Origin of the sequence: Streptomyces genisteinicus (assembly GCF_014489615.1) — a bacterium.
GTDB classification, from domain to species: Bacteria; Actinomycetota; Actinomycetes; order Streptomycetales; family Streptomycetaceae; genus Streptomyces; species Streptomyces genisteinicus.
Genome location: NZ_CP060825.1, coordinates 1,171,613 through 1,194,275, shown reverse-complemented (window position 1 = coordinate 1,194,275; position 22,663 = coordinate 1,171,613). Strand labels below are relative to the sequence as shown.

23 protein-coding genes are annotated in these 22,663 nt (G+C 73.8%); 16 read left to right on the top strand and 7 right to left on the bottom strand.

From position 1 onward, the window contains the following. Positions 1 to 117: 117 nt before the first annotated feature. Entirely contained in the window at positions 118 to 1,374 is a 1,257-nt protein-coding gene (locus tag IAG43_RS05280) for a glycoside hydrolase family 10-like protein (protein ID WP_246574074.1), read from the top strand. 57 nt (positions 1,375 to 1,431) lie between these two features. On the opposite strand, the gene IAG43_RS05275 is transcribed toward IAG43_RS05280, so the two are convergent. Together IAG43_RS05275 and IAG43_RS05270 are read right to left on the bottom strand one after the other, a co-directional pair. Continuing rightward, the gene (locus IAG43_RS05275) at positions 1,432 to 1,626 is read right to left on the bottom strand and encodes a DUF1918 domain-containing protein (RefSeq protein WP_187739591.1); all 195 of its coding nucleotides are present in this window, start codon (positions 1,624 to 1,626) and stop codon (positions 1,432 to 1,434) included. A 186-nt stretch (positions 1,627 to 1,812) separates the two neighbouring features. Continuing rightward, positions 1,813 to 2,709 carry a DMT family transporter gene (locus IAG43_RS05270; protein WP_187739590.1) on the bottom strand — a complete coding sequence of 299 codons (897 nt, stop codon included), beginning with the start codon at positions 2,707 to 2,709 and terminating at the stop codon, positions 1,813 to 1,815. Here IAG43_RS05270 and IAG43_RS05265 point away from each other — a divergent pair. From IAG43_RS05265 to IAG43_RS05230, 8 genes are all read left to right on the top strand, one after another. Next, positions 2,708 to 4,141: an aminotransferase-like domain-containing protein gene (locus IAG43_RS05265; RefSeq protein ID WP_187739589.1), complete on the top strand. Its 1,434-nt coding sequence runs from the start codon at positions 2,708 to 2,710 to the stop codon at positions 4,139 to 4,141. The genes IAG43_RS05270 and IAG43_RS05265 overlap by 2 nt on opposite strands. 156 nt (positions 4,142 to 4,297) lie before the next feature. Beyond that, positions 4,298 to 4,873, top strand: a complete 576-nt coding sequence (locus tag IAG43_RS05260; protein WP_187739588.1) for a histidine phosphatase family protein — start codon at positions 4,298 to 4,300, stop codon at positions 4,871 to 4,873. Between the two features lie 267 nt (positions 4,874 to 5,140). Next, positions 5,141 to 6,169 carry an N-acetyl-gamma-glutamyl-phosphate reductase gene (gene argC / locus IAG43_RS05255; protein ID WP_187739587.1) on the top strand — a complete coding sequence of 343 codons (1,029 nt, stop codon included), beginning with the start codon at positions 5,141 to 5,143 and terminating at the stop codon, positions 6,167 to 6,169. Beyond that, entirely contained in the window at positions 6,166 to 7,317 is a 1,152-nt protein-coding gene (argJ, locus tag IAG43_RS05250; RefSeq protein WP_187739586.1) for a bifunctional glutamate N-acetyltransferase/amino-acid acetyltransferase ArgJ, read from the top strand. Before argC ends, argJ begins: the two co-directional genes overlap by 4 nt. Next, complete coding sequence (gene argB / locus IAG43_RS05245) at positions 7,314 to 8,219, top strand: acetylglutamate kinase (RefSeq protein WP_187739585.1); 906 nt, start codon at positions 7,314 to 7,316, stop codon at positions 8,217 to 8,219. Before argJ ends, argB begins: the two co-directional genes overlap by 4 nt. After that, positions 8,216 to 9,433, top strand: coding sequence for an acetylornithine transaminase (locus tag IAG43_RS05240; RefSeq protein ID WP_187739584.1), 1,218 nt, complete (start codon positions 8,216 to 8,218; stop codon positions 9,431 to 9,433). The genes argB and IAG43_RS05240 overlap by 4 nt, the downstream gene beginning before the upstream one ends. A gap of 7 nt (positions 9,434 to 9,440) precedes the next feature. Next, positions 9,441 to 9,977, top strand: coding sequence for an arginine repressor (locus IAG43_RS05235; RefSeq protein WP_147990698.1), 537 nt, complete (start codon positions 9,441 to 9,443; stop codon positions 9,975 to 9,977). Positions 9,978 to 10,079: 102 nt separating this feature from the next. Continuing rightward, positions 10,080 to 10,475, top strand: coding sequence for a hypothetical protein (locus tag IAG43_RS05230; protein ID WP_187739583.1), 396 nt, complete (start codon positions 10,080 to 10,082; stop codon positions 10,473 to 10,475). Positions 10,476 to 10,591: 116 nt separating this feature from the next. On the opposite strand, the gene IAG43_RS05225 is transcribed toward IAG43_RS05230, so the two are convergent. Beyond that, positions 10,592 to 11,197 carry a pyridoxamine 5'-phosphate oxidase family protein gene (locus IAG43_RS05225; RefSeq protein WP_187739582.1) on the bottom strand — a complete coding sequence of 202 codons (606 nt, stop codon included), beginning with the start codon at positions 11,195 to 11,197 and terminating at the stop codon, positions 10,592 to 10,594. A gap of 85 nt (positions 11,198 to 11,282) precedes the next feature. Continuing rightward, positions 11,283 to 12,674: a hypothetical protein gene (locus IAG43_RS05220; protein ID WP_187739581.1), complete on the bottom strand. Its 1,392-nt coding sequence runs from the start codon at positions 12,672 to 12,674 to the stop codon at positions 11,283 to 11,285. A gap of 142 nt (positions 12,675 to 12,816) precedes the next feature. Between IAG43_RS05220 and IAG43_RS05215 the strand changes: the two genes are divergently transcribed. Both IAG43_RS05215 and argH read left to right on the top strand, forming a co-directional pair. After that, positions 12,817 to 14,010, top strand: a complete 1,194-nt coding sequence (locus IAG43_RS05215; protein WP_187739580.1) for an argininosuccinate synthase — start codon at positions 12,817 to 12,819, stop codon at positions 14,008 to 14,010. A gap of 136 nt (positions 14,011 to 14,146) precedes the next feature. Further along, positions 14,147 to 15,574 carry an argininosuccinate lyase gene (gene argH, locus IAG43_RS05210; RefSeq protein WP_187739579.1) on the top strand — a complete coding sequence of 476 codons (1,428 nt, stop codon included), beginning with the start codon at positions 14,147 to 14,149 and terminating at the stop codon, positions 15,572 to 15,574. Positions 15,575 to 15,592: 18 nt separating this feature from the next. On the opposite strand, the gene IAG43_RS05205 is transcribed toward argH, so the two are convergent. Then, the gene (locus IAG43_RS05205; RefSeq protein WP_187739578.1) at positions 15,593 to 16,099 is read right to left on the bottom strand and encodes an HAD domain-containing protein; all 507 of its coding nucleotides are present in this window, start codon (positions 16,097 to 16,099) and stop codon (positions 15,593 to 15,595) included. Positions 16,100 to 16,442: 343 nt separating this feature from the next. Between IAG43_RS05205 and IAG43_RS05200 the strand changes: the two genes are divergently transcribed. Then, the gene (locus IAG43_RS05200) at positions 16,443 to 16,991 is read left to right on the top strand and encodes a TetR/AcrR family transcriptional regulator (protein ID WP_223005907.1); all 549 of its coding nucleotides are present in this window, start codon (positions 16,443 to 16,445) and stop codon (positions 16,989 to 16,991) included. Beyond that, positions 16,988 to 18,529 carry an MFS transporter gene (locus IAG43_RS05195; RefSeq protein WP_187739576.1) on the top strand — a complete coding sequence of 514 codons (1,542 nt, stop codon included), beginning with the start codon at positions 16,988 to 16,990 and terminating at the stop codon, positions 18,527 to 18,529. The genes IAG43_RS05200 and IAG43_RS05195 overlap by 4 nt, the downstream gene beginning before the upstream one ends. Positions 18,530 to 18,714: 185 nt before the next feature. Here the strand turns inward: IAG43_RS05195 and IAG43_RS05190 are convergent, their stop codons facing one another. Beyond that, positions 18,715 to 19,386 (bottom strand): lysophospholipid acyltransferase family protein, encoded by a 672-nt coding sequence (locus IAG43_RS05190; RefSeq protein WP_187739575.1) that lies wholly within the window; start codon positions 19,384 to 19,386, stop codon positions 18,715 to 18,717. A gap of 242 nt (positions 19,387 to 19,628) precedes the next feature. Here IAG43_RS05190 and IAG43_RS05185 point away from each other — a divergent pair, with 242 nt between their 5' ends. The 3 genes from IAG43_RS05185 to IAG43_RS05175 all read left to right on the top strand — a co-directional run bounded on the left by IAG43_RS05185 (position 19,629) and on the right by IAG43_RS05175 (position 22,135). Then, positions 19,629 to 20,780, top strand: a complete 1,152-nt coding sequence (locus IAG43_RS05185; protein WP_187739574.1) for a glycerophosphodiester phosphodiesterase — start codon at positions 19,629 to 19,631, stop codon at positions 20,778 to 20,780. Positions 20,781 to 21,036: 256 nt separating this feature from the next. After that, positions 21,037 to 21,594 carry a sigma-70 family RNA polymerase sigma factor gene (locus IAG43_RS05180; RefSeq protein WP_187739573.1) on the top strand — a complete coding sequence of 186 codons (558 nt, stop codon included), beginning with the start codon at positions 21,037 to 21,039 and terminating at the stop codon, positions 21,592 to 21,594. Between the two features lie 37 nt (positions 21,595 to 21,631). Then, entirely contained in the window at positions 21,632 to 22,135 is a 504-nt protein-coding gene (locus tag IAG43_RS05175; protein ID WP_187739572.1) for a GNAT family N-acetyltransferase, read from the top strand. 96 nt (positions 22,136 to 22,231) lie between these two features. On the opposite strand, the gene IAG43_RS05170 is transcribed toward IAG43_RS05175, so the two are convergent. Further along, on the bottom strand, positions 22,232 to 22,663 hold the full coding sequence (locus IAG43_RS05170; protein ID WP_187739571.1) for a hypothetical protein: 432 nt from the start codon (positions 22,661 to 22,663) through the stop codon (positions 22,232 to 22,234).

The window sequence follows — 22,663 nt, the reverse complement described above, 5'->3', positions numbered from 1 at the left end:
GTTCCGGCGCCCACCGACCCCACGACGTTACTCCGGACGGGCGGGTGCCCGGGCATCCGGGGCGGGCATGCTCTGCTGGTACGGCAGACGACGTCGACGGCGACGAAGGTGGGAGTCTTGGCACGGATCGGGAGAAGAGGATTTGTCGCGACGGCCGCGGGTGCGCTGGCGGCCGTGACCGCCGCGGGCGACGCGGCGGCCGTCCCCGGGAAGGCCCCGCGCGGCGCGGGCCGGCGAAGAGCGGCGCGCGAGTTCCGCGGCATGTGGGTGGCGAGCGTCGAGAACCGGGACTGGCCGACGCAGCGCGGCCTGTCCGCGGCCCGCCAGCGAGCCGAGCTGCGCGGGCTCCTCGACTCGGCCGTGGAGCGCCGGCTGAACACGGTGATCTTCCAGGTCCGCCCGGCCGCCGACGCGCTGTGGCCCTCGCCGCACGAGCCGTGGAGCGAGTACCTCACCGGCACCCAGGGCCGCGACCCCGGCTGGGACCCGCTCGGCACCGCCGTGCGGGAGGCCCACGCACGGGGCCTGGAGCTGCACGCCTGGTTCAACCCGTACCGGGTGGCCGTCCACGGCGACCCCACCCGGCTGGTGTCCTCGCATCCGGCCCGCCGCCACCCCGAGTGGGTCGTGCCGTACGGCGGCAAGCTCTACTACAACCCCGGACTGCCCGAGGTGCGGGCCTTCGTCCAGGACGCGATGGCCGACGCGGTGCGCCGCTACGACATCGACGGCGTCCACTTCGACGACTACTTCTACCCCTATCCGGTGGCCGGCCAGGTCTTCGACGACGACGACGCCTGGGCACGCCACGGCTCGGGCCACAGCGACCGGGCGGCCTGGCGCAGGTCCAACATCGATCTGCTGGTGCGCGAGATGCGGACCCGGATCGGAGCGCTGAAGAAGGACATCCCGTTCGGCATCAGCCCGTTCGGGGTGTGGCGGAACGCCTCGACCGACCCGCTCGGCTCGGACACGCAGGCCGGCGTCCAGACCTACGACGACCTGCACGCCGACGTCCGCAGATGGGTGCGGGAGGGCTGGATCGACTACGTCGTCCCGCAGGTCTACTGGAACATGGGCTTCGCCCCCGCCGACTACGAGAAGCTGGTCCCCTGGTGGGCCTCCGTCGCCGCGGGCACGGGCGTCGACCTGTACATCGGGGAGGCGCTGTACAAGGTGGGTGCCGAGGGCCAGCCGGCCGCCTGGCACGACCCGGCCGAGCTGTCGCGCCATCTCACCTTCGCCGACCGCTACGAGGAGGTCGGCGGGCACTGCTTCTTCTCGGCCCGTGAGGTGACGGCCGACCCGCTGGGGGCGATGACCCGGGTGGTGGCCGACCACTACCCGGCCAGGGCCCGCGCGCCGCGCCGCTGATCCGCTCGCGGGCCGGGTCCCGGCGCGGACGTCCGCGCCGGGACCCGGCCCACGGCCTCAAGCGTTCTCGGTGTGGTGGCGGACTGTGCAGTCGGGGCCCGGGGACAGGACGGCCTCGTGCCCGTCGTCGAAACGGACGCGGAACGGAGGACTGCCCTCCTGTCCCAGTACCTCGAGGACTTCGGCGACCTTGTCGTGCTGTCCCACGGTCCTCCCGTGCACCAGCAGCGTGTCGCCCACGTTCGCTTGCATCCGAAGGAGACCTCCTCAAGGGAGTGGTCCGTCTGGGTGGCTCGTTTCGAGTCTACGGCGGGGGGTGTCCACCGCATCTCTGCCGTGCCGCGCCGCAGAACGCGGCCGGCCGGGCCGGTTCCCCGGCGTGGCGCGCGGCGGGCCAGACCAGGACGCGATGGGGCGCGCGGCCGGCCGGCTCCGGCCTCAGGTGCGGGCGCGCTGGGTGACGGCGATGCACACGAGGACCGCCACGGCGGCCACCGGGGCGGCCGGGGTCAGCCGTTCCCCGAGCAGGCCCACCGACCAGACCAGGGTGAGCAGCGGCTGGGCGAGCTGCAGCTGGCTGGCCCGTGCGATCCCGATCCCCGCCATCCCCCGATACCAGACGTACAGCCCGAAGAACTGCGACCCGGCCGCCACCCACAGCAGCCCGGCCACTCCCTTCGCCGTCAGGTGCACCGGTTCGAAGGCGAGGGCGACGGCGGAGGCGGCCGCGCACAGCGGCAGGCACATGATCAGCGCCCAGCCGACGACCTGCCAGCCCGGCATCAGAGCGGCCAGCCGCCCGCCCTCCGTGTAGCCCGCGGCGCACACCAGCAGGGCGCCGAAGAGGTACAGGTCACCGGTGTGCAGGGCGCCGCCGCTCTGCTGGACGGTGAACGCGATCACCACCGCCGCGCCCGCGAGCGCTGCGCCCCAGAACGCCCGCGACGGGCGCCGTCCGGTCCTCACCGCGGCGAACACGGCCGTCGTCAGCGGCAGCAGGCCGACCACCACGGCCGCGTGCGAGGAGGTGGACGTCTGCAGGGCCAGCGTCGTCAGCAGCGGGAAGCCCAGCACGACGCCGCCGCCGACGACGGCCAGCCCGGCCCAGTGCCGGCGGTCGGGCACGGGGACACGCGCCGCCAGCAGGAAGGTGCCGGCCAGCACCGCCGCGAGGACCCCGCGCACGGCGACCAGCGTCCAGGGGCCGAAGGCGTCCATGCCCCAGACGGTGGCCGGGAAGGTGAGGGAGAAGGAGACCACGCCCAGCGCGGCGAGAACGGTGCCGCCGCCGACCGCTATCGTCCTCGGATCGGTAGCGCTATCCTGTGCTGTCATGCACGAGAGTAGCAGTGTGACCGAACTGGCGAACATCCTGAGAACGGACCTCGACCGCTACTCACCCGGAGGGAAGCTCCCGTCGAGCCGGGCGCTCGTCGAACGCCACCGGGTCTCCCCGGTCACCGTCTCCCGGGCACTCGCCCGCCTCGTGGCCGAGGGGCTCGTGGTCACCCGCCCCGGCTCCGGCGCGTACCGCGCCGAGGCGGCCGGGGCCGTACCGCCCGGCGACACCTCCTGGCAGGAGGTCACGCTCAGCGCCGACGCGGCCGCCGAGGTGGTGCCGCGTGCCGTCGACGCCGCCGGCGTCCTCGTCACGCTCGCCGCCCCGCCTCCCGGCGTCGTCGAGTTCAACGGCGGCTATCTGCACCCCTCGCTCCAGCCGGAGCGGGCGATGGCGGACGCCCTCGCCCGCGCCGGGCGCCGGCCCGGCGCCTGGACCCGCCCGCCCACCGACGGGCTGCCCGAACTGCGGGAGTGGTTCGCCCGCGGCGTCGGCGGGACCACGGGCCCGGCCGACGTCCTCGTGACCGCGGGCGGGCAGGCGGCGCTGACCACCGCGCTGCGGGCCCTCGCGCCGCCCGGGGCACCGGTCCTCGTCGAGTCGCCCACCTATCCGGGCATGCTCGCCATCGCGCGTGCCGCGGGTCTCCGGCCGGTGCCGGTGCCGGTCGACGCCGGCGGGGTGCGTCCCGAGCTGCTGGCCGCGGCCTTCCGTGCCAGCGGGGCACGGGTCTTCGTCTGCCAGCCGCTGTTCCAGAACCCGACAGGCGCGGTGCTCGCCGCGGACCGCCGGCCCGAGGTGCTGCGCATTGCCCGCGAGGCGGGCGCCTTCGTCGTCGAGGACGACTTCGCCCGCCGGCTCGTCCACGACGACGCGGGGACGCTGCCGGAGCCACTGGCCGCCGACGACCGCGACGGCGTCGTCGTCCACGTCAGCTCGCTCACCAAGGCCACCTCGCCGAGTCTGCGCGTGGGGATGCTCGCCGCACGCGGACCGGTCCTCGAACGGCTGCGGGCCATCCACGTCGTCGACACGTTCTTCGTGCCCCGGCCGCTCCAGGAGGCCGCCCTCGAACTCGTCGGCTTACCCGCCTGGAACCGGCACCTGCGCGCCGTCTCCGCCGAACTGCGCGGACGCAGGCAGGCGATGGCCGCCGCGGTCCGCATGCACCTGCCGGCGCTCGCCCTGGCGCACATCCCCTCCGGCGGCTACCACCTCTGGCTGCGCCTGCCCGACGAGCTGGACGAGTCGGCGCTGGTCGCCGCCGCGCTGCGGGCGGGGGTCGCGGTGGCCCCCGGCCGCCCCTACTTCAGCGCCGAGCCGCCCGCCGGGCACATCCGCCTCAGCTTCGCCGGAGTGGCCGGGGGCGCGGAGATCGCCGAGGGCGTCCGGCGGCTGCACGACGCCTGCGCGGAACTCTCCGGCTGACCGGCCCTCCCGGAGCCCCCGCCGCCGACACCCCCGGCGGCCGCGGGGAGCCCGGACACTCCACGCCCCGGTGCCGTCCGGCCCCCGGAAACCGGCGGGTGACGTGTGCCGGACGGACCTCTTGACCCGGGGGGCGTTCGCCAGCACCATCACGCCATGAGTGTCCGGGTCACCTTGGTCGCCGCCGCCCGCAGCTCCTCGCTGCTCACCGAACGCTTCGACGACGACCGGCCGATGGACCAGGCGGGTTGGCACGAGGTGCAGCTCGCCGCCCACGCGCTCGTCCCGCTCAGCGCGGCCGATCTGCGCTACTGCTCCCCGACCGCCCGCAGCCGGGCCACGGGGGAGGCGCTCGGCTTCGCGCCCCTCGCCCAGCCCGCGCTGCGCGACTGCGACATGGGCCGCTGGCGCGGCTGGACGCTCTCCGAGGTCACGGCCAGGGAGCCGGCCGCGGTGGACGCCTGGCTCTCCGACCCGCGCAGCGCGCCGCACGGCGGCGAGCCGCTGCTCGCCTTCATCTCCCGGATAGGGAACTGGCTGGACACCCGGCCCGCCGACGACGGCGGCTCGATCGTCGCCGTGGCCGAACCGGCGGTCGTCCGCGCGGCCTTCGTCTACGCGCTGAGGGCCCATCCCGCCATGTACTGGCACGTGGACGTGCGCCCCCTCTCCACGGTGACGCTGACCGGGCAGCCCGGCCGCTGGCACCTGTGCCTGGAGGCGGCGGCCTGATCGGCCCGCCCGCCACGGCCCTGGAGCCCCTGGCGGACCCGGCCCGTCCGCCCCCTCCGAGACCCCGGGCACGGCCGTGGGCCGACTCCCGTCCGCGCGAGCCCCGGCAGCCGTGGGCCGACTCCCGTCCGCGCGAGCCCCGGCAGCCGTGGGCCGACTCCCGTCCGCGCGAGCCCCGGCAGTCGCTCCCCGGGGCAGCCGTCCGGAGTCGTCATTGCATAAAACTACGCTGATGCGTATAGTCATGCCATCGACGAGGAGGGTTCGATGACGGTACGAGCAGCAGTGGCAGGGGCGAGCGGATACGCGGGCGGGGAACTCCTGCGCCTGCTCCTGAGCCACCCCGAGGTCGAGATCGGCGCCCTCACCGGCAACTCCAACGCGGGCCAGCCGCTCGGCGCGCTCCAGCCGCACCTGCTGCCGCTGGCCGGACGGGTGCTCCGGCCGACCACCGCCGACGTCCTCGCCGGGCACGACGTCGTCTTCCTCGCGCTGCCGCACGGCCAGTCCGCCGCCGTCGCCGAGCAGCTCGGCGACGACGTCCTCGTCGTCGACATGGGCGCCGACTTCCGCCTGGCGTCCGCTGCCGACTGGGAGGCATTCTACGGCTCCCCGCACGCCGGCACCTGGCCCTACGGCCTGCCCGAACTGCCGGGCGCCCGCACCGCGCTGGAGGGGTCCAGGCGCGTCGCGGTGCCCGGTTGCTACCCCACGGCCGTCTCGCTCGCGCTGTTCCCCGCGTACGCGGCGCAGCTCGCCGAGCCCGAGGCCGTGATCACCGCCGCCACCGGTACGTCCGGCGCCGGCAAGGCGCTCAAGCCGCATCTCCTCGGCTCCGAGGTCATGGGCTCCATGAGCCCCTACGGTGTCGGCGGCGGCCACCGCCACACCCCCGAGATGATCCAGAACCTCAGCGCCGTGGCGGGGGAGCCGGTCACCGTCTCCTTCACACCGACGCTCGCCCCCATGGCCCGCGGCATCCTCGCCACCTGCTCCGCCAGGGCGAAGCCCGGCACCACGGCCGCCGAGGTCCGGGCGGCGTACGAGAAGGCCCTGGCGGACGAGGAGTTCGTCCATCTGCTCCCCGAGGGGCAGTGGCCGGCCACGGCCTCCGTCTACGGCTCGAACGCGGTCCAGATCCAGGTGGCGTACGACGAGGCCGCCGGCCGCATCATCGCGATCAGCGCCATCGACAACCTCACCAAGGGCACCGCCGGCGGCGCGGTGCAGAGCATGAACATCGCCCTCGGGTTCGCCGAGAGCACGGGTCTTTCCACGATTGGAGTTGCGCCGTGAGCGTGACCGCAGCGAAGGGATTCACGGCGGCGGGCATCGCCGCCGGGATCAAGGAGAACGGCAACCCGGACCTGGCCCTCGTGGTCAACCGGGGGCCGCGCCGCGCCGCCGCGGGAGTGTTCACCTCCAACCGCGTCAAGGCCGCCCCCGTCCTGTGGTCCGAGCAGGTCCTGAAGGGCGGCGAGGTCGCCGCCGTCCTCCTCAACTCCGGCGGCGCCAACGCCTGCACCGGCCCCAAGGGCTTCCAGGACACCCACGCCTCCGCGGAGAGGACCGCCGAGGTGCTCGGCCTCGGCGCCGGCGAGGTCGCCGTCGCGTCGACCGGCCTCATCGGCGTCCTGCTCCCCATGGACAAGCTGCTCCCGGGCATCGAGCAGGCCGCCGCCCAGCTCTCCGAGCACGGCGGCGAGAAGGCCGCCATCGCCATCAAGACCACCGACACCGTGCACAAGACCGCCGTCGTCCAGGGCGACGGCTGGACCGTCGGCGGCATGGCCAAGGGCGCGGGCATGCTCGCACCCGGCCTCGCCACCATGCTGGTCGTCCTCACCACCGACGCCGACCTCCAGGCGCCGGCCCTCGACACGGCGCTGCGGGCCGCGACCCGCACCACCTTCGACCGGGTCGACTCGGACGGCTGCATGTCCACGAACGACACGGTGCTGCTGCTCGCCTCCGGTGCGAGCGGCGTCACCCCGGAGCAGGCCGCCTTCGCCGAGGCCGTCCGGGCCGTCTGCGACGACCTCGCGCGGCAGCTCATCGGCGACGCCGAGGGCGCGTCCAAGGACATCCGCATCGAGGTCGTCGGCGCGGCCACCGAGGACGACGCCGTCGAGGTGGGCCGCTCGATCGCCCGCAACAACCTCCTCAAGTGCGCCATCCACGGCGAGGACCCCAACTGGGGGCGCGTGCTGTCCGCGATCGGCACCACCTCCGCCGCCTTCGAGCCGGACCAGCTGAACGTCGCCATCAACGGCGTGTGGGTCTGCAAGAACGGCTCGGTCGGCGAGGACCGCGACCTGGTCGACATGCGCTTCCGCGAGGTCACCATCACCGCCGACCTCTCCGCCGGCACGCAGTCCGCCGTCATCTGGGCCAACGACCTCACCGCGGACTACGTCCACGAGAACAGCGCCTACAGCTCATGACCAGCCCCACGCGGAAGCACACCGCGCTCCCGAAGGCGCAGATCCTCATCGAGGCCCTGCCCTGGCTCACCCGGCACCACGGCCGCACCGTCGTCATCAAGTTCGGCGGCAACGCCATGGTCGACGAGGACCTGAAGGCCGCCTTCGCCCAGGACGTCGTCTTCCTGCGCCACGCGGGACTCAAGCCCGTCGTCGTGCACGGCGGCGGCCCGCAGATCTCCGCCGCGCTCGACCGGCACGGGCTGGTCAGCGAGTTCAAGGCCGGGCTGCGGGTCACCACGCCCGAAGCCATGGACGTCGTCCGCATGGTGCTGGCGGGCCAGGTCCAGCGCGAACTGGTCGGGCTGCTCAACCAGCACGGCCCGCTCGCCGTCGGTCTGACCGGCGAGGACGCCCACACCATCACCGCCACCAAGCACCGGCCGCGGATCGACGGGGAGACCGTCGACATCGGCCGGGTCGGCGAGATCACCTCCATCGACACCGGCGCCATCGAGGCGCTGCTCGCCGACGGCCGGATCCCGGTCGTCTCGTCGATCGCCCGCTCACAGGACGACGGACATGTCTACAACGTCAATGCTGATACGGCGGCTGCGGCACTCGCTGCTGCGCTGGGCGCCGAGACGCTGATGGTCCTGACCGACGTCGAGGGCCTGTACGAGGACTGGCCCCGCAGCGACGAGGTCATCAGCCGTCTCACCGCCACCCAGCTGGAGAAGCTGCTGCCCGACCTCTCCAGCGGCATGGTGCCCAAGATGGAGGGCTGCCTCCACGCCGTGCGCAACGGCGTCAACACCGCCCGCGTGATCGACGGACGGGTGCAGCACTCGATTCTGCTGGAGATCTTCACCGACGAGGGGATCGGCACGATGGTCGTGCCGGACGGACAGGGGGAGCAGTGACCGGGAAGCAGGAGAGCCCCGTGCTCGGCGCACGGTGGCAGGGCGTCATGACCGACAACTACGGCACGCCGGAGCTCTCGCTCGTCCGCGGCGAGGGCGTCACCGTGTGGGACGAGGACGGCACCGCGTACACCGACTTCGTCGGCGGCATCGCGGTCAACGCCCTCGGGCACGCCCACCCCGCCGTCGTCGAGGCCGTGTCGCGGCAGATCGCCTCGCTCGGCCACATCTCCAACCTGTACGTCGCCGAGCCGCCGGTGGCCCTCGCCGAGCGCCTGATCCAGCTCTTCGGCCGGCCCGGCCGGGTCTACTTCTCCAACTCGGGCGCGGAGGCCAACGAGGCCGCGTTCAAGATCGGACGGCTCACCGGCCGCCGGCACATGGTCGCCACCCACGGCGGCTTCCACGGCCGCACCATGGGCGCCCTCGCGCTCACCGGGCAGCAGGGCAAGCGGGAGCCGTTCCTGCCGCTGCCCTCCGACGTGACCCATGTGCCCTTCGGGGACGTCGACGCCCTGCGCGCCGCCGTCACCGAGGAGACGGCCTTCGTGATCATCGAGCCCATCCAGGGCGAGATCGGCGTGGCCGTGCCGCCGAAGGGATACCTGGAGGCGGCCAGGGAGATCACCCGCGCCACCGGCACCCTGCTCGTCCTCGACGAGGTGCAGACCGGTATCGGCCGCACCGGCACCTGGTTCGAGTACCAGGCGCACCAGGGCGTCGAGCCCGACGTGGTCACCCTGGCCAAGGGCCTCGGCGGCGGCCTGCCGATCGGCGCGACCGTCGCCTTCGGACCTGCGGCCGACCTGCTGAAGCCCGGTCACCACGGCACGACCTTCGGCGGGAACCCGGTGTCCTGCGCCGCCGGACTGGCCGTGATCGAGACCCTCGCCGCGGACGGCGCGCTCGACCAGGTGAAGCGGATCGGGGAGAAGCTGCGCGACGGGATCGAAGGGCTCGGCCACCCGTTGGTCTCCCACGTCCGCGGCAGCGGGCTGCTGCTGGGTATCGTGCTCACCGGACCGCGCGCGCAGAAGGTGCGTCAGGCGGCCCAGGGTGCCGGCTTCCTGGTGAACGCCCCCGCTCCCGACGTCATCCGGCTGATGCCGGCCCTGATCATCGGAGACGCCGAGGTGGACGCTTTCCTCGGGGCGCTGCCCGGCATCCTCGACGCGAGCACCGAGAGCGACGGGGAAGGACGATCCGGAGAATGAGACGACGATGACCGAGGCCCAGGACACCGAGCACGGCGGGCCTGCCGTGCCGCAGACCCGCACGGCCCGCCACCGCCGGATCGTGGACATCCTCAACCGGCAGCCGGTGCGTTCGCAGAGCCAGCTGGCGAAGCTGCTCGCGGACAACGGACTGAGCGTCACCCAGGCGACGCTCTCCCGTGACCTCGACGAGCTCGGCGCGGTCAAGATCCGCAACACCGGGGGCGAGCTGATCTACGCGGTTCCCAGCGAGGGCGGCTTCCGTACCCCGCAGGCCCCGCTGGGGGAGTCGGCCAAGGAGGAGCGCATGCGGCGCCTCTCGGGCGAACTCCTGATCTCCGCCGAGGCGTCGGCGAACCTCGTCGTCCTGCGGACACCGCCCGGCGCGGCCCAGTTCCTGGCCTCGGCCATCGACCAGGCGGAGCTCCACGACATCCTCGGCACGATCGCCGGCGACGACACACTGATGCTCATCAGCCGCGACCCGGCGGGCGGTCAGGCCCTCGCGGACCATCTGCTGCGCCTCGCCCAGAACGACCGCTGACCCCGCCCGGGGCGGACCGGCAGCCGCCGGACCGCCCCGGCGCCGCGTCCAACGGCCTTGCACACGGCCCGAGTCGGACCGCCGCCCCGTAAGCTGGGCGGCATGCCGCCGGACCGCCTCCCACCCGCCGCCCACGCCGCGCCGTCCGGCTCCCACGCCGTGCCGTCCGGCGGCGACGGCCCCGCCCGCCGTGCTGCGGGCCGGGCGGTGACCGCGCTGACCCTGTGGTGGGCCTGCTCGCCGGTGCTCCTCGTCCTCGGTCTCGTCGCCGGCCTCCACACGCGCGGCGCCTCGGCGCCGGCCGCCGCTCTGACCTGGGCGGCGATCGGCGGTGTCGTCCTGGCGCCGCCCGCCGGGCTGGTCACCGCCCTGGCCACCGGGCACCGACCCGCCCGCCGGCGCTTCGCGGTGATGGCCGCCGTGTCGGTCGCGGCTGCCGTCCTGGTGCTGCTGTTCAACGAGTTCGCCGCCGAGTGCCCGGGCGGCGCTGGCTGCTGACCGCCACCCGGGCGCGTCCGTCGGGTGGCGGCGGTCGCCCGCGCCGCCCCGCGGCCAGGGGGCCCGGCCCCGGAGCGCGCGGGCGGCCCGCACCGGGACCGGGCCGGTGCGGGGACTCAGGCCGTGCCGTGCGGCTGGTCGGTACGGGCCGGCAGGGGCAGCGGCAGGGCCGGCAGCCCGTCCAGGCTCACCCCCACGTGGTCCTTCTTCGCGCAGTACGCCGCGAACTCCTCGTCCGACTTCCGCCCGAAGTACTCGGCGTGCTGGGTGCGTTCCTCGCGGTACTCCAGGTACGGCACGGCGAACCCGCAGGCGTCGGAGACCCGTACCGCGCGGACCACCACGATCGCCCGTGCCGCCGGGCCGTCCGCCTCGGCGAAGCGGCCGATCCACTCGCCCCACCGCGGGTCGTCCCGGAAGACCGCCTCGCCCTTGCCGTGCACCCGCAGCACCTTCGGCGGCCCGGAGAAGGCGCACCACATCAGCGTGATCCGCCCGTTGCCCTCCTCGCGTATGTGCGCGAGCGTCTCCGCGCCGCTGCCGCCGAAGTCCAGATAGGCGAGCGTCGTCTCGTCCACGACGACGAGTGTTCCGCTGCGCCCCTTGGGCGACAGGTTGACGTGCCCGTCGCCGTCCAGCGGAGCGGTGGCGGTGAAGAAGACCGGCTGCGCCTCGATGAACGCGCGGATCCGGCCGTCGATGTGTTCGTAGACTTTCCCCATGGGGTGATTCTCGCCTCTCGTCCCGTCGCCTCGATGGCCCGTCGCCTCGATGTCCCGCCGCCCTGCAGTCCCGGGCCGGGCGGCCTCAGCCCGGCAGTCCGACCCGCCGTCGCACCCCCGCCATCACGTAGTCGCTGAACAGGTGGCCGCACCGGTCCAGCAGTCCGGCGACCTCCGCGCTCCCGGGCGGGACGTCGCGCATCCACCGCCGGAGCTGCACCGCGGACTCGGCGTTGCCGCGCAGCCCCGGGTCCGCGTCCGTCGTCAGCGCCACCGCGGCGCGGAGCTGGTCGAGTCCGCCCCGGGCCCGCAGCAGCCGGAAGGCCGCCCGGCGCACGGGCGTGGGGCAGGCCGGCGCGAGCCGCCGCTCCAGTTCCCCGGCGGGCAGCCCCGGCGCGTACGGCAGCAGTGCCTCCGTCGCCCGGCGCACCACGGCGGGGGACGGGTCGTCCAGCAGCGGCAGCACCAGCGCGGGCGGCGCGCACTCCAGTGACCGCAGTCCCGCCACCGCCGCGGCGCGCACCGCCCCCGAGGCATGGGCGAGCAGGGGCCGGATCAGCGCCGCGTCGTCCCGACGGCCGCACTCGGCCAGCCCCGCGACCGCTCCCGGTGCGAGGGACGCCGGGTCGGCGCAGAGCTTCCGGTAGCGGGCGTGCGGGTCGCCGCCGCCCTGGGCGTACGCCCAGCGCGCGCAGGCACGGACGAGTGCCGACCGGTCGGCGAGCCGCCCGGCCGCCTCACTGGTGCGTCCGGCGCGGCGCAGCGCCGTCACCCCCGCGGCACGGACCATCGGCGCGCGGGCCGCGAGCAGGGTGTCGACGGCGCCGTCGTCCGCCCCGTCCGCCGCCATGACGGCGAGGGCGGTGTCGGACCACAGGCGGCACAGCACCGGGTCGAGCTCCGCAGCGGCGCGCCGGGCGAGCTCCCGTGCGCCCGGCCGCCGCGCGGTCACCACCACGCGTGCCGCGAGGCGTCTGGTGGCCGTGTCGCGGGTGTCGTCCAGCCGGGCGGCCGCCAGCTCGGGCCGCGCCTCGTAGGCGGCGCGGAAGAGGCCGAGCGCCCATTCGCCCTCCGCGCGCCGGCCCGTGCGCAGCACCAGCGGGGTGAGCGTGCGCAGTGTCTCGTCCGGCGCGGTGCGCAGCCGTTCCTCCAGCAGCGCGCGGGCACGCAGCCGTACCGGCGGCGCCCAGTCGGCGCACCGGATCACGGCGAGATACCAGAAGGAAGGTGTACGCGGTCCGTGGGCGAGGGCCGCCTCGCGGACCCGCCCGTCGGGGTGGCACAGGGCCGGCACGGGCAGGGACGCCGTGTGGCGGGGCGCCGCCCCGCGGTACCGGAGGACGTCGCGCAGCTCCTCGTCCAGGGCGGTCCAGGAGGCGGCGCCGCCGCAGGGGAGGACCTCCTCGGCACCCTCCCCGCCGAGGAGCCGCCACGCCGCCGTCCGTACGTTCGCCCGCACTGCCGCATGCCCGCGCATCCGCGTCCCCTCCCACCGTCGACGGTGGGGAGCGTAGACCGCTCCGCACCTCGCCGACCAGCGAGTATTCACCTCGATTGACAAAGCATACGGAGGACTGCATAGTTATACCCATCAGCGTTTGCACCGTAAGGAGAAACCCGTGACCGAGCGCGTCGTACTCGCCTACTCGGGCGGCCTGGACACCTCCGTCGCCATCGGCTGGATCGCCGAGGAGACGGGCGCCGAGGTCATCGCCGTTGCCGTGGACGTCGGCCAGGGCGGCGAGGACCTGGACGTCATCCGCAAGCGCGCGCTCGCCTGCGGTGCTGTCGAGGCCGAGGTCGCCGACGCGAAGGACGAGTTCGCCGAGGAGTACTGCCTCCCCGCGATCAAGGCCAACGCCCTCTACATGGACCGGTACCCGCTGGTCTCCGCGCTGTCGCGCCCCACCATCGTCAAGCACCTCGTCGCCGCCGCCGCCAAGCACGGCGCCACCACCGTCGCCCACGGCTGCACCGGCAAGGGCAACGACCAGGTCCGCTTCGAGGCCGGCATCGTCGCCCTCGCCCCCGAGCTCAAGTGCATCGCCCCGGTCCGCGACTACGCGATGACCCGGGACAAGGCGATCGCCTTCTGCGAGGAGAAGCAGCTCCCGATCGCCACCACCAAGAAGTCCCCGTACTCGATCGACCAGAACGTCTTCGGGCGGGCCGTCGAGACCGGCTTCCTGGAGGACATCTGGAACGCGCCGATCGAGGACATCTACGAGTACACCTCCAACCCCGCCGAGCAGCGCGAGGCCGACGAGGTCGTCATCTCCTTCAAGGCGGGCGTCCCGGTCGCCATCGACGGCAAGCCCGTCACCGTCCTCCAGGCGATCCAGCAGCTCAACGAGCGGGCCGGCGCCCAGGGCATCGGCCGGATCGACATGGTCGAGGACCGGCTCGTGGGCATCAAGTCCCGCGAGGTCTACGAGGCCCCGGGCGCCATCGCGCTGATCACCGCCCACCAGGAGCTGGAGAACGTCACCGTCGAGCGCGAGCTCGCCCGCTACAAGCGGCAGGTCGAGCAGCGCTGGGGCGAGCTGGTCTACGACGGCCTGTGGTTCTCCCCCCTCAAGCGCGCCCTGGACGGCTTCATCAACGAGGCCAACCAGCACGTCACCGGCGACATCCGGATGACCCTGCACGGCGGCCGCGCCGTCGTCACCGGCCGGAAGTCCGACGAGTCGCTGTACGACTTCAACCTCGCCACCTACGACTCGGGCGACACCTTCGACCAGTCGAAGGCCCAGGGCTTCATCGAGATCTTCGGCCTGTCCCAGAAGATCGCCGCCAAGCGCGACCTGGCCTGACCCCGCCCGCACGGCACCGCGCGGGTGGAGCCGGGCGCGACCCGGCGTGACCCGCGGCCGTTGTACATACCGCCTCCCCGCTCCTGCCCGGCACGGGGAGGCGGTGGCACATCCGAACCTTCCAGGAGCTTGAACTGTGAGCAGCAACACCGGTGACGTCCGGCTCTGGGGCGCACGCTTCGCCGACGGTCCCGCAGAGGCGCTGGCCAAGCTGTCCGCGTCGGTGCACTTCGACTGGCGCCTCGCGCCGTACGACATCGCCGGCTCCCGCGCGCACGCCCGCGTCCTGCACACGGCGGGCCTGCTCACCGCCGACGAGCTCTCGCGCATGCTCGACGGGCTCGACCGGCTGGAGGCGGACGTCGCGTCCGGCGACTTCACCGGCACCGTCGCCGACGAGGACGTCCACACCGCCCTCGAACGCGGCCTGCTGGAGCGCCTCGGCCCGGACCTGGGCGGCAAGCTGCGCGCCGGCCGGTCCCGCAACGACCAGGTCGCCACGCTCTTCCGGATGTACCTCCGCGACCACGCCCGCGTCATCGGCGGCCTGATCGCCGACCTCCAGGACGCTCTGGTCGGCCTCGCCGAGGGCCACCCGGACGTCGCCATGCCGGGCCGCACCCACCTCCAGCACGCCCAGCCCGTGCTCTTCGCCCACCACGTCCTCGCGCACGTGCAGGCACTGTCCCGGGACGCCGAACGGCTGCGCCAGTGGGACACCCGCACCGCGGTCTCCCCGTACGGCTCCGGCGCCCTCGCGGGCTCCTCGCTGGGCCTCGACCCGGAGGCGGTCGCCAGGGACCTCGGCTTCGAGCGCGGCTCGGCGGGCAACTCCATCGACGGCACGGCCTCCCGCGACTTCGTCGCGGAGTTCGCCTTCATCACGGCGATGATCGGCGTCAACCTCTCCCGGATCGCGGAGGAGGTCATCATCTGGAACACGAAGGAGTTCTCCTTCGTCACCCTCCACGACGCCTTCTCCACCGGGTCGTCGATCATGCCGCAGAAGAAGAACCCGGACATCGCCGAGCTGGCCCGCGGCAAGTCCGGCCGCCTCATCGGCAACCTCACCGGACTGCTCGCCACCCTCAAGGCGCTGCCCCTCGCCTACAACCGCGACCTCCAGGAGGACAAGGAGCCCGTCTTCGACTCCTGCGACCAGCTGGAGGTCCTGCTTCCCGCCCTCACGGGCATGATGGCCACCCTCACGGTCAACCGGGAGCGCATGGAGGAGCTGGCCCCGGCCGGCTTCTCGCTCGCCACCGACATCGCCGAGTGGCTGGTCAAGCAGGGCGTGCCGTTCCGGGTCGCGCACGAGGTGGCCGGCGAGTGCGTCAAGGAGTGCGAGGCCCACGGGATCGAGCTGGACCAGCTCACGGACGAGCAGTTCGCCAAGATCTCCGGGCACCTCACGCCCGAGGTGCGCACGGTGCTCGACGTGCCCGGCGCCCTCGCCTCCCGCAGCGGCCGCGGCGGCACGGCCCCGTCGGCCGTGGCCGTGCAGCTCAACGAGGTCAAGGCCGACCTGGTGATACAGCACGCCTGGGCCGACGCCAAGAAGTAGCCGTCACGGAGGCGGGCGCTACAGCGCCGCCCCCCACTCGGCGAGCGCGTCGAAGTCGGGCCGGGTCAGCCCGATCCGCTCGTCGACGCGCAGCAGCAGTGCGTCGGCGAGGTGGTGCCGTCCGACGTACTCGCGGTCGAGGTCCGTGATGTCGTCGTCGATCCACGCGAACGGGCGCCCGGGGGCGTACCGGAGGATGTACTGCGTCTTCCAGAACGTCCCCCGCGGCGCCCGTCCGTGCATCTGCGGCCAGTCGACGAAGGGCAGTTCGGGCAGCCCGATGCGCGGTCCTATCCAGGTGTTGGCCTCGTCCTTCCAGGTCGTCGCCCACACCAGCTCGTACCACCGCGCAAGCTTCAGCAGCTCCGCCCCGTGACCGGGGTGGAGCCACACCCGCAGCGGCTTTGCGCCGGTCCATCCGGTGGGCCGCATCCGGTGGGTGGTGTAGCCCTCGGGCCGCCGTTCCGGCTTGGCTGCATAGGGGTTCAGGGGGCCGTCGACGTCGATCAGCAGCAGCGGTTTCACCGGGTGTCCTTCGCAGGGGGCCACGGGGCCCCGAGCGGGCCGTGGCGGGGGTGCCCGGACGGTCGGTCGATCTGCGCGCAGATGTGCGTGCGCGAACCGTGCGCCATGGTCACGGACTTGCGGCCGTCGGGGCCGATCTCCATTGTGGGGGCGCCGTCCACGATGTACAGCCCGCGCGGAAGACCGCCCAGCGTCTCGCCGGCGCCCGCCGGGAACGGTCCGGCGGCACCCTCCCGGACCGCGCGCCGTCGGCGGCGCTGCCCGGGCGTCTGCAGCGGTCTGGGGCGGTGACGGCACTGTATTGAATGAGACATCAATGTCTCATCTGGGTTATGCTCGTCTCATGGCCCTGGACCGTGAACAGATGCTGCGCACCGCCGCCGCCGTGCTCTCCCGCAAATCGACCGCCACCATGGACGAGGTCGCCAGGGCGGCGGGCATCGGCCGCGCCACCCTGCACCGCCACTTCGCGGGCCGCGACGCCCTCGTCCGCGCGCTGGAGGCCCTCGGCATCCGGGAGCTGGAGAGCGCCCTCGACCGGTCCCGGATCGACGACGGCCCCGCCGGTGAGGCGCTGCGGCGGCTGATCGGCGAGATGCAGCCCTCCGCGGACCTGCTCGCCTTCCTCTACACGGAGAACCAGCTCTTCGAGGGCGAGATCGACGAGGGCTGGGCGCGCCTCGACGCCCGGGTCTCCGACCTCTTCCGGCGGGGCCAGCAGCAGGGCGAGTTCCGTATCGACCTCACGCCCGCCTGGCTCACCGAGGCGCTCTACGGCCTCGTGGGCTCCTGCGCCTGGGCCGTGATGGACGGCCGGGTCGCCCAGAAGGACTTCCAGTACATGATCGCCGAGCTGCTGCTCGGCGGAGCACGACGGAGCGTGGACGCATGAGCAGGACCCTCACCGGACCGGAGACGGAGCAGGAGCTGAGCCGCCCCGCGCGCTGGCTGGCCCTGGCCGTGCTGGTGCTGGCCGTACTGCTGGTCGCCGTCGACGCCACCGTCCTCGGCCTCGCGACCCCCTTCCTCAGCGAGGACCTCCAGCCGACCGGCAACCAGCTCCTGTGGATAGGCGACGTCTACTCCTTCGTCATCGCGGGCCTGCTGGTCTCCATGGGCAGCCTCGGCGACCGCATCGGCCGCAAGAAGCTGCTGCTCACGGGCGCGGTCGCGTTCGGCGCGGTGTCCGTGCTCAACGCGTACGCCACCAGCCCCGAGATGATGATCGTGGCGCGGGCGCTGCTCGGTGTCGCAGGTGCCACCCTCATGCCGTCGACGCTGGCCCTGATCCGCAACATCTTCCACGACCCCCGGGAGCGCAGCCTCGCGATCGGCATCTGGGGCGCCACGGCCTCCGCCGGCGCGGCCGTCGGACCGGTCGTCGGCGGGTTCCTGCTGGAGCACTTCTGGTGGGGCTCGGTCTTCCTGATCAACCTGCCCGTGATGGCCGTCCTGGTGGTCGTCGGCGCCAAGCTGCTGCCCGAGTCGAAGAACCCGGCGCGCGGCCCCTGGGACCTCGCCAGCGTGGTCCTGTCGCTCGTCGGCATGGTCGGCGTCGTGTACGCGATCAAGGAGGCGGCGAGCCACGGTCCGAGCTGGGGCGCCGGGGCCGCGGCCGTGATCGGCGCCGCCGCGCTGTACGGCTTCGTCAGGCGGCAGTTCACCCTGCCCGCCCCCCTGCTCGACATGAGGCTCTTCCGCCACCGGGGCTTCTCGGGCGCGGTCCTCGCCGACCTGCTGACCATCCTCGGGCTGTCGGGCCTGGTCTTCTTCCTGTCGCAGTTCCTGCAACTGGTCCAGGGCCGGGAGCCGTTCGAGGCGGGTCTCGCGGAACTGCCCGCCGCGATCGGCGCGGTGGCCACCGGACTCGTCGCGGGCGTCATGGCCCGGCGGTTCTCGGTGCGCTCCGTGGTCGCCGGCGGACTCGCGGCCGTCGGCGCGGCGCTCGGCGTTCTCACGCTGATCGACCAGTCGACCGGCTATCCGCTGCTCGGCGTGGCACTCCTGGTCGTCGGCGCGGGCGCCGGGTTCTCCTTCACCGTGACCGCCGACGTGATCCTCTCCAGCGTGCCGAAGGAACAGGCGGGCTCCGCCTCGGCGGTCTCCGAGACGGCCTACGAACTGGGCGCGGCGCTCGGCATCGCGCTGCTGGGCTCCATCGTGACCGGCGTCTACCGGGAGTTCACCGTCCCTGCCGGCACCCCCGGCGACGTCGCGTCGGCCGCCCACGAGTCGCTCGGCGGGGCGGTGGAGGCGTCGGGCGCCCTGCCGGGCGAGCAGGCGGCGGCGCTGGTGGCCGCGGCCCAGGACGCCTTCACCGACGGCCTGCGGGTCGCCGCCGGCGTCGGATCCGCCGTCCTGCTGGCGACCGCGGTCGCGGCGTGGTTCCTGCTGCGCGGCCAGAAGCTCGCGGACACCGTCGAGCACTGACGGCACGGTGCGCACGGCACTGGGCAGCGGGCGCGCACCGGGCGTCCGTACGCAGGGCGTCAGCGCACCGGCGGTCAGCGCACCGGCCGGCCGCGCGGCAGCCGAACGGGCCGGAGTCGTAGTGACTCCGGCCCGTTCGGCCTGCGTGCGTCGTGCGTCGTGCTGCGGCGCGGTCTCCGCGCCGGTTACGCGGCCTTCGCCTTGGTGGCGTACATGTCCACGTACTCCTGGCCGGACAGGCGCATGACCTCGCTCATCACCGAGTCGGTGACCGCACGCAGCACGTAGCGGTCGCGGCCCATGCCGTCGTAGCGGGAGAACTCCAGCGGCTCGCCGAAGCGCACCGTGACGCGGCCCGGCCGCGGCAGTCCGGCGCCGCCGGGCTGGAGCTTGTCCGTGCCGATCATCGCGAACGGCACCACGGGCGCACCCGTCATCAGGGTCAGCCGGGCGATGCCCGTCCGCCCCCGGTACAGGCGGCCGTCGGGGGAGCGGGTGCCCTCGGGGTAGATCCCGAAGACCTTGCCCTCCTCCAGCACCCGCCGGCCGGTCATGAGCGCCGCGACACCGCCGTTGGCGCCGTCGCGGTCGACCGGGATCATGCCGCAGCCGGTGAAGAACCACGCCATGGCGCGGCCCTTGAGGCCCTTGCCGGTCACGTACTCGTCCTTGCCGATGAAGTACACGGCCCGGTCGGTCACCAGGGGAAGGATCATCGAGTCGATGAAGGTGAGGTGGTTGCCGGCGAGGATCACCGGACCGGTCCCCGGAATGTTCTCGGCGCCTTCCACCCTGGGGCGGAACATCAGACGCAGGATCGGCCCGAGCACTGCCTTGATGAGCGTCAAGCGGGACAACGGGTCCTCCGTGTCGTGGGACGTGCTATGGGGTCGGGACGGCGCGGCTTCCGGTCCGGCCGGTGCAGGTGAGGACGATACTCGCGGGTCCCGCACCGCCGCACATCGGGTTCACCGGTCCGATACGCAGTGTTGACGTGCGTTCCCGTCCTGTTCGCACGCGGTCTGCCGCCCGTAGGGCGGGCCTGCCTACCATCGGGCGTCGCTCGACAGGTGCGGGAGATCACATGGAGGAACGTTTCATGACACAGGGGACGAGCAGCGGTCCGGCACGCCGGGCGCTGCTGGGCGCGGCGGTTCTCGGTACGGCGGCGGTCGGCGCGGCGGCGGGCGCGGGCACCGCGCACGCCTCCGGCGGAGGGGGCGGCCGCCCCGCCCGCCACGGCCTGCCCGTGCCCGCCGTGATCGCACACCGGGGCGCCAGCGGGTACCGGCCCGAGCACACGCTGGGCGCCTACCGCCTCGCGCTGGACATGGGCGCGGACGTCATCGAGCAGGACCTGGTGCCCACCAGGGACGGCCACCTCGTATGCCGTCACGAGAACGACATCACGGGGACCACGGACGTCGCCGTCCACCCGGAGTTCGCGGACCGCAGGACCACCAAGTCCGTCGACGGCGTCAGCATCACCGGCTGGTTCACCGAGGACTTCACGCTCGCCGAGCTCAAGACCCTGCGCGCCACCGAGCGCATCCCGGCCGTCCGCCAGGAGAACACCCTCTACGACGGCCGCTGGGACGTGCCCACCTTCGAGGAGGTGCTGCGCTGGGCCGACCGGGAGGGCCGCCGGCGCGGCCGGCCGGTGTGGCTGCACGTCGAGACCAAGCACCCCACGTACTTCCGGGACATCGGCCTGGGGCTCGAGGAGCCGCTGGCGAAGCTGCTGCGGCGCCACGGTCGCGACCGCCGCGACTCCCCGGTCTTCCTCCAGTCCTTCGAGCCCACCAGCATGCGCCGCATGGCCCGGCTGGTGTCCTCGCCCCGGGTGGTCCTGCTGTCCGGACCGTCCTCCCGGCCCTGGGACTTCGTCCGGGCCGGGGACCCCCGCACGGTCGCGGACCTGGTCCGCCCCGAGGGGCTGGCGTGGATCGCCTCCTTCGCGCAGGGCATCGGCCCGACCCTGGACCTCGTGATCCCCAAGGACGCGGCCGGCCGGCTGACCCGGCCCACCGCACTGGTGCGCGACGCCCACGCGAGAGGGCTGCTCGTCCACCCGTACACGCTGCGCAACGAGAACTCCTTCCTGCCGGCCGACTTCCGCCGCGGCACCGACCCGAACGCCTACGGCGACGTGTTCGGCGCCTGCCGCGCCTACTTCGCCACCGGCATCGACGGCATCTTCACCGACATGCCGGACACCGGTCTGCTGGCCGCGGAGGACTTCCGGGCGTGAGCCACGAGGCGCCCCGGCCCCGCCCGCCCGGGGCGCCTCTCCGCCCGTCCGGCCCGTCCCCGTTTCCGCCCCGGCCGTCGGGACAGCACGCCTGCCCGAGGCGAGGCGGGACGCGTGCCCGAGGCGCGGCGGGACGGTGCCGCGCCTGGGTGGCCGGCCGCCGCCGCGCGGTCCCCGATGGCAGCACCCGCACCCGTACGGGTGACTGCCGCCCCGGACGGAAACTGCCGTGCCCCCGCCGCACGTCACGCCGGGTATGACCGTTGCCGATACTCATCCCGCCCCCGTCACCGGCATGGTGGGCGCCCTGCGCGATCTGGTGAGCGCCGAGGCCGGCGCCGAAGCGCCCGGCGCGGCGGTGGACGCCGGGGACCTCGAACAGGCCGTCTGGCTGAGGCTCCTGGAGCGTCTCGACGCGGACGCGGGCCTGCCGGACGACGCCGCCCGGTGGGTGAGGACGGCGGTACGGGCGGAGGCCCGCCGCGCCCGCCGCACCGCCGCCCGGGAACTGCCGTACCGTCACGAGCCCGCCGCCGACCCCGCCACCGACCCGGCCGCGGGCCCCGAGCGGGCCGCGCTGCGCTCCGAGCGGCGGCGCGCGCTGCGTGCGGCCGTCGCCCGCACTCCGGGGAACTGCCCCCGGCTGCTGACCGCGATGCTCGCCCCCGAGGACCCCACCTACCGGGAAATCGCAGGGACGTTGGGTATCTCACAGGGGAGTCTGGGGCCGATGCGTTCCCGATGCCTGGGATGTCTGCGCAGAATGCTCGCGGCAGAGGTTGCAGCTCCCGGGCATCTGGGAAGGGAGCGGTAGACAACCGGCGGAACAGGTGAGCGGGAGGCATGCGCACATGGGCATGAGCGTGACCATCTCAGCGGCGACCGAGGACGACGCGGAGCACATCCTCAAACTGCAGTTTCTGTGCTACCAGACCGAGGCCGAGCTCTACGGCGACTACGGCATCGAGCCGCTCACCCAGACGCTCTCCGACCTGCGGCGTGAACTCGCCGAGGGGCACGCGCTGGTGGCCCGCCTCGGCGGCGAGGTGGTCGCCTCGGTCCGCGGCCGGGTCGACGACACCGGCACCGCCCGCATCGCCAAGCTCATCGTCCACCCGCGGATGCAGCGCCACGGTCTCGGCGGGCGGCTGCTCGACGCGATCGAGGAGCGCTTCGCGGGCGACGCCCGCGCGGAGCGCTTCCGCCTGTTCACCGGTCACCGCAGCGAGAGCAACCTGCGCCTCTACCGCAGCCGCGGCTACGTACCCGTCTCCACCGAGCAGGCCGGCCCGCGGCTGACCCTCGTCACGCTGGAGAAGGAGTCCGCGCCGAGCGCCTACGCGGCCAGCGCCTGAGCCGCCCGCGGGCCCGGAGATCCCGGGCCCGCCGGACCGGTGACCTCGGGCCCGCCGGACGGCCGGTGACCCGGAACCGCCACCGGACCCGCAGGCTCACGCCGTGCGGGCGCGCCGCAGCCAGATCATGCCGGTGACCGGCAGCAGCACCGGGATGAAGACGTACCCCATGCCGTAGTCGGACCACACCGTCGAGTCGGGGAACGCGGACGGGTCCAGCAGGGTCCAGGTCCCGACGATCAGCACGCCGGCCAGCTCGGCGGCGCAGCACACCAGCGCCGCCCTGCGGGCCGTCTCGCCACCGCGCACCAGCGTGTACGTGATGAACGCGTACACCACCGCCGCGACCGCGGAGAGCACGTGGGCCAGCGGTGCGCTGCCGAAGTCCGTGAGGATCTGGTAGACGGAGCGCGACACGGCGCCGACCGACATCACGCCGTAGAGCCAGACCAGCAGCAGGCCGGGTCCGGAGACCAGCCTGGACCGTCCCGTCGCGGGCGTGCCGTCCCCGGTGGTCGTCCCGGCCAT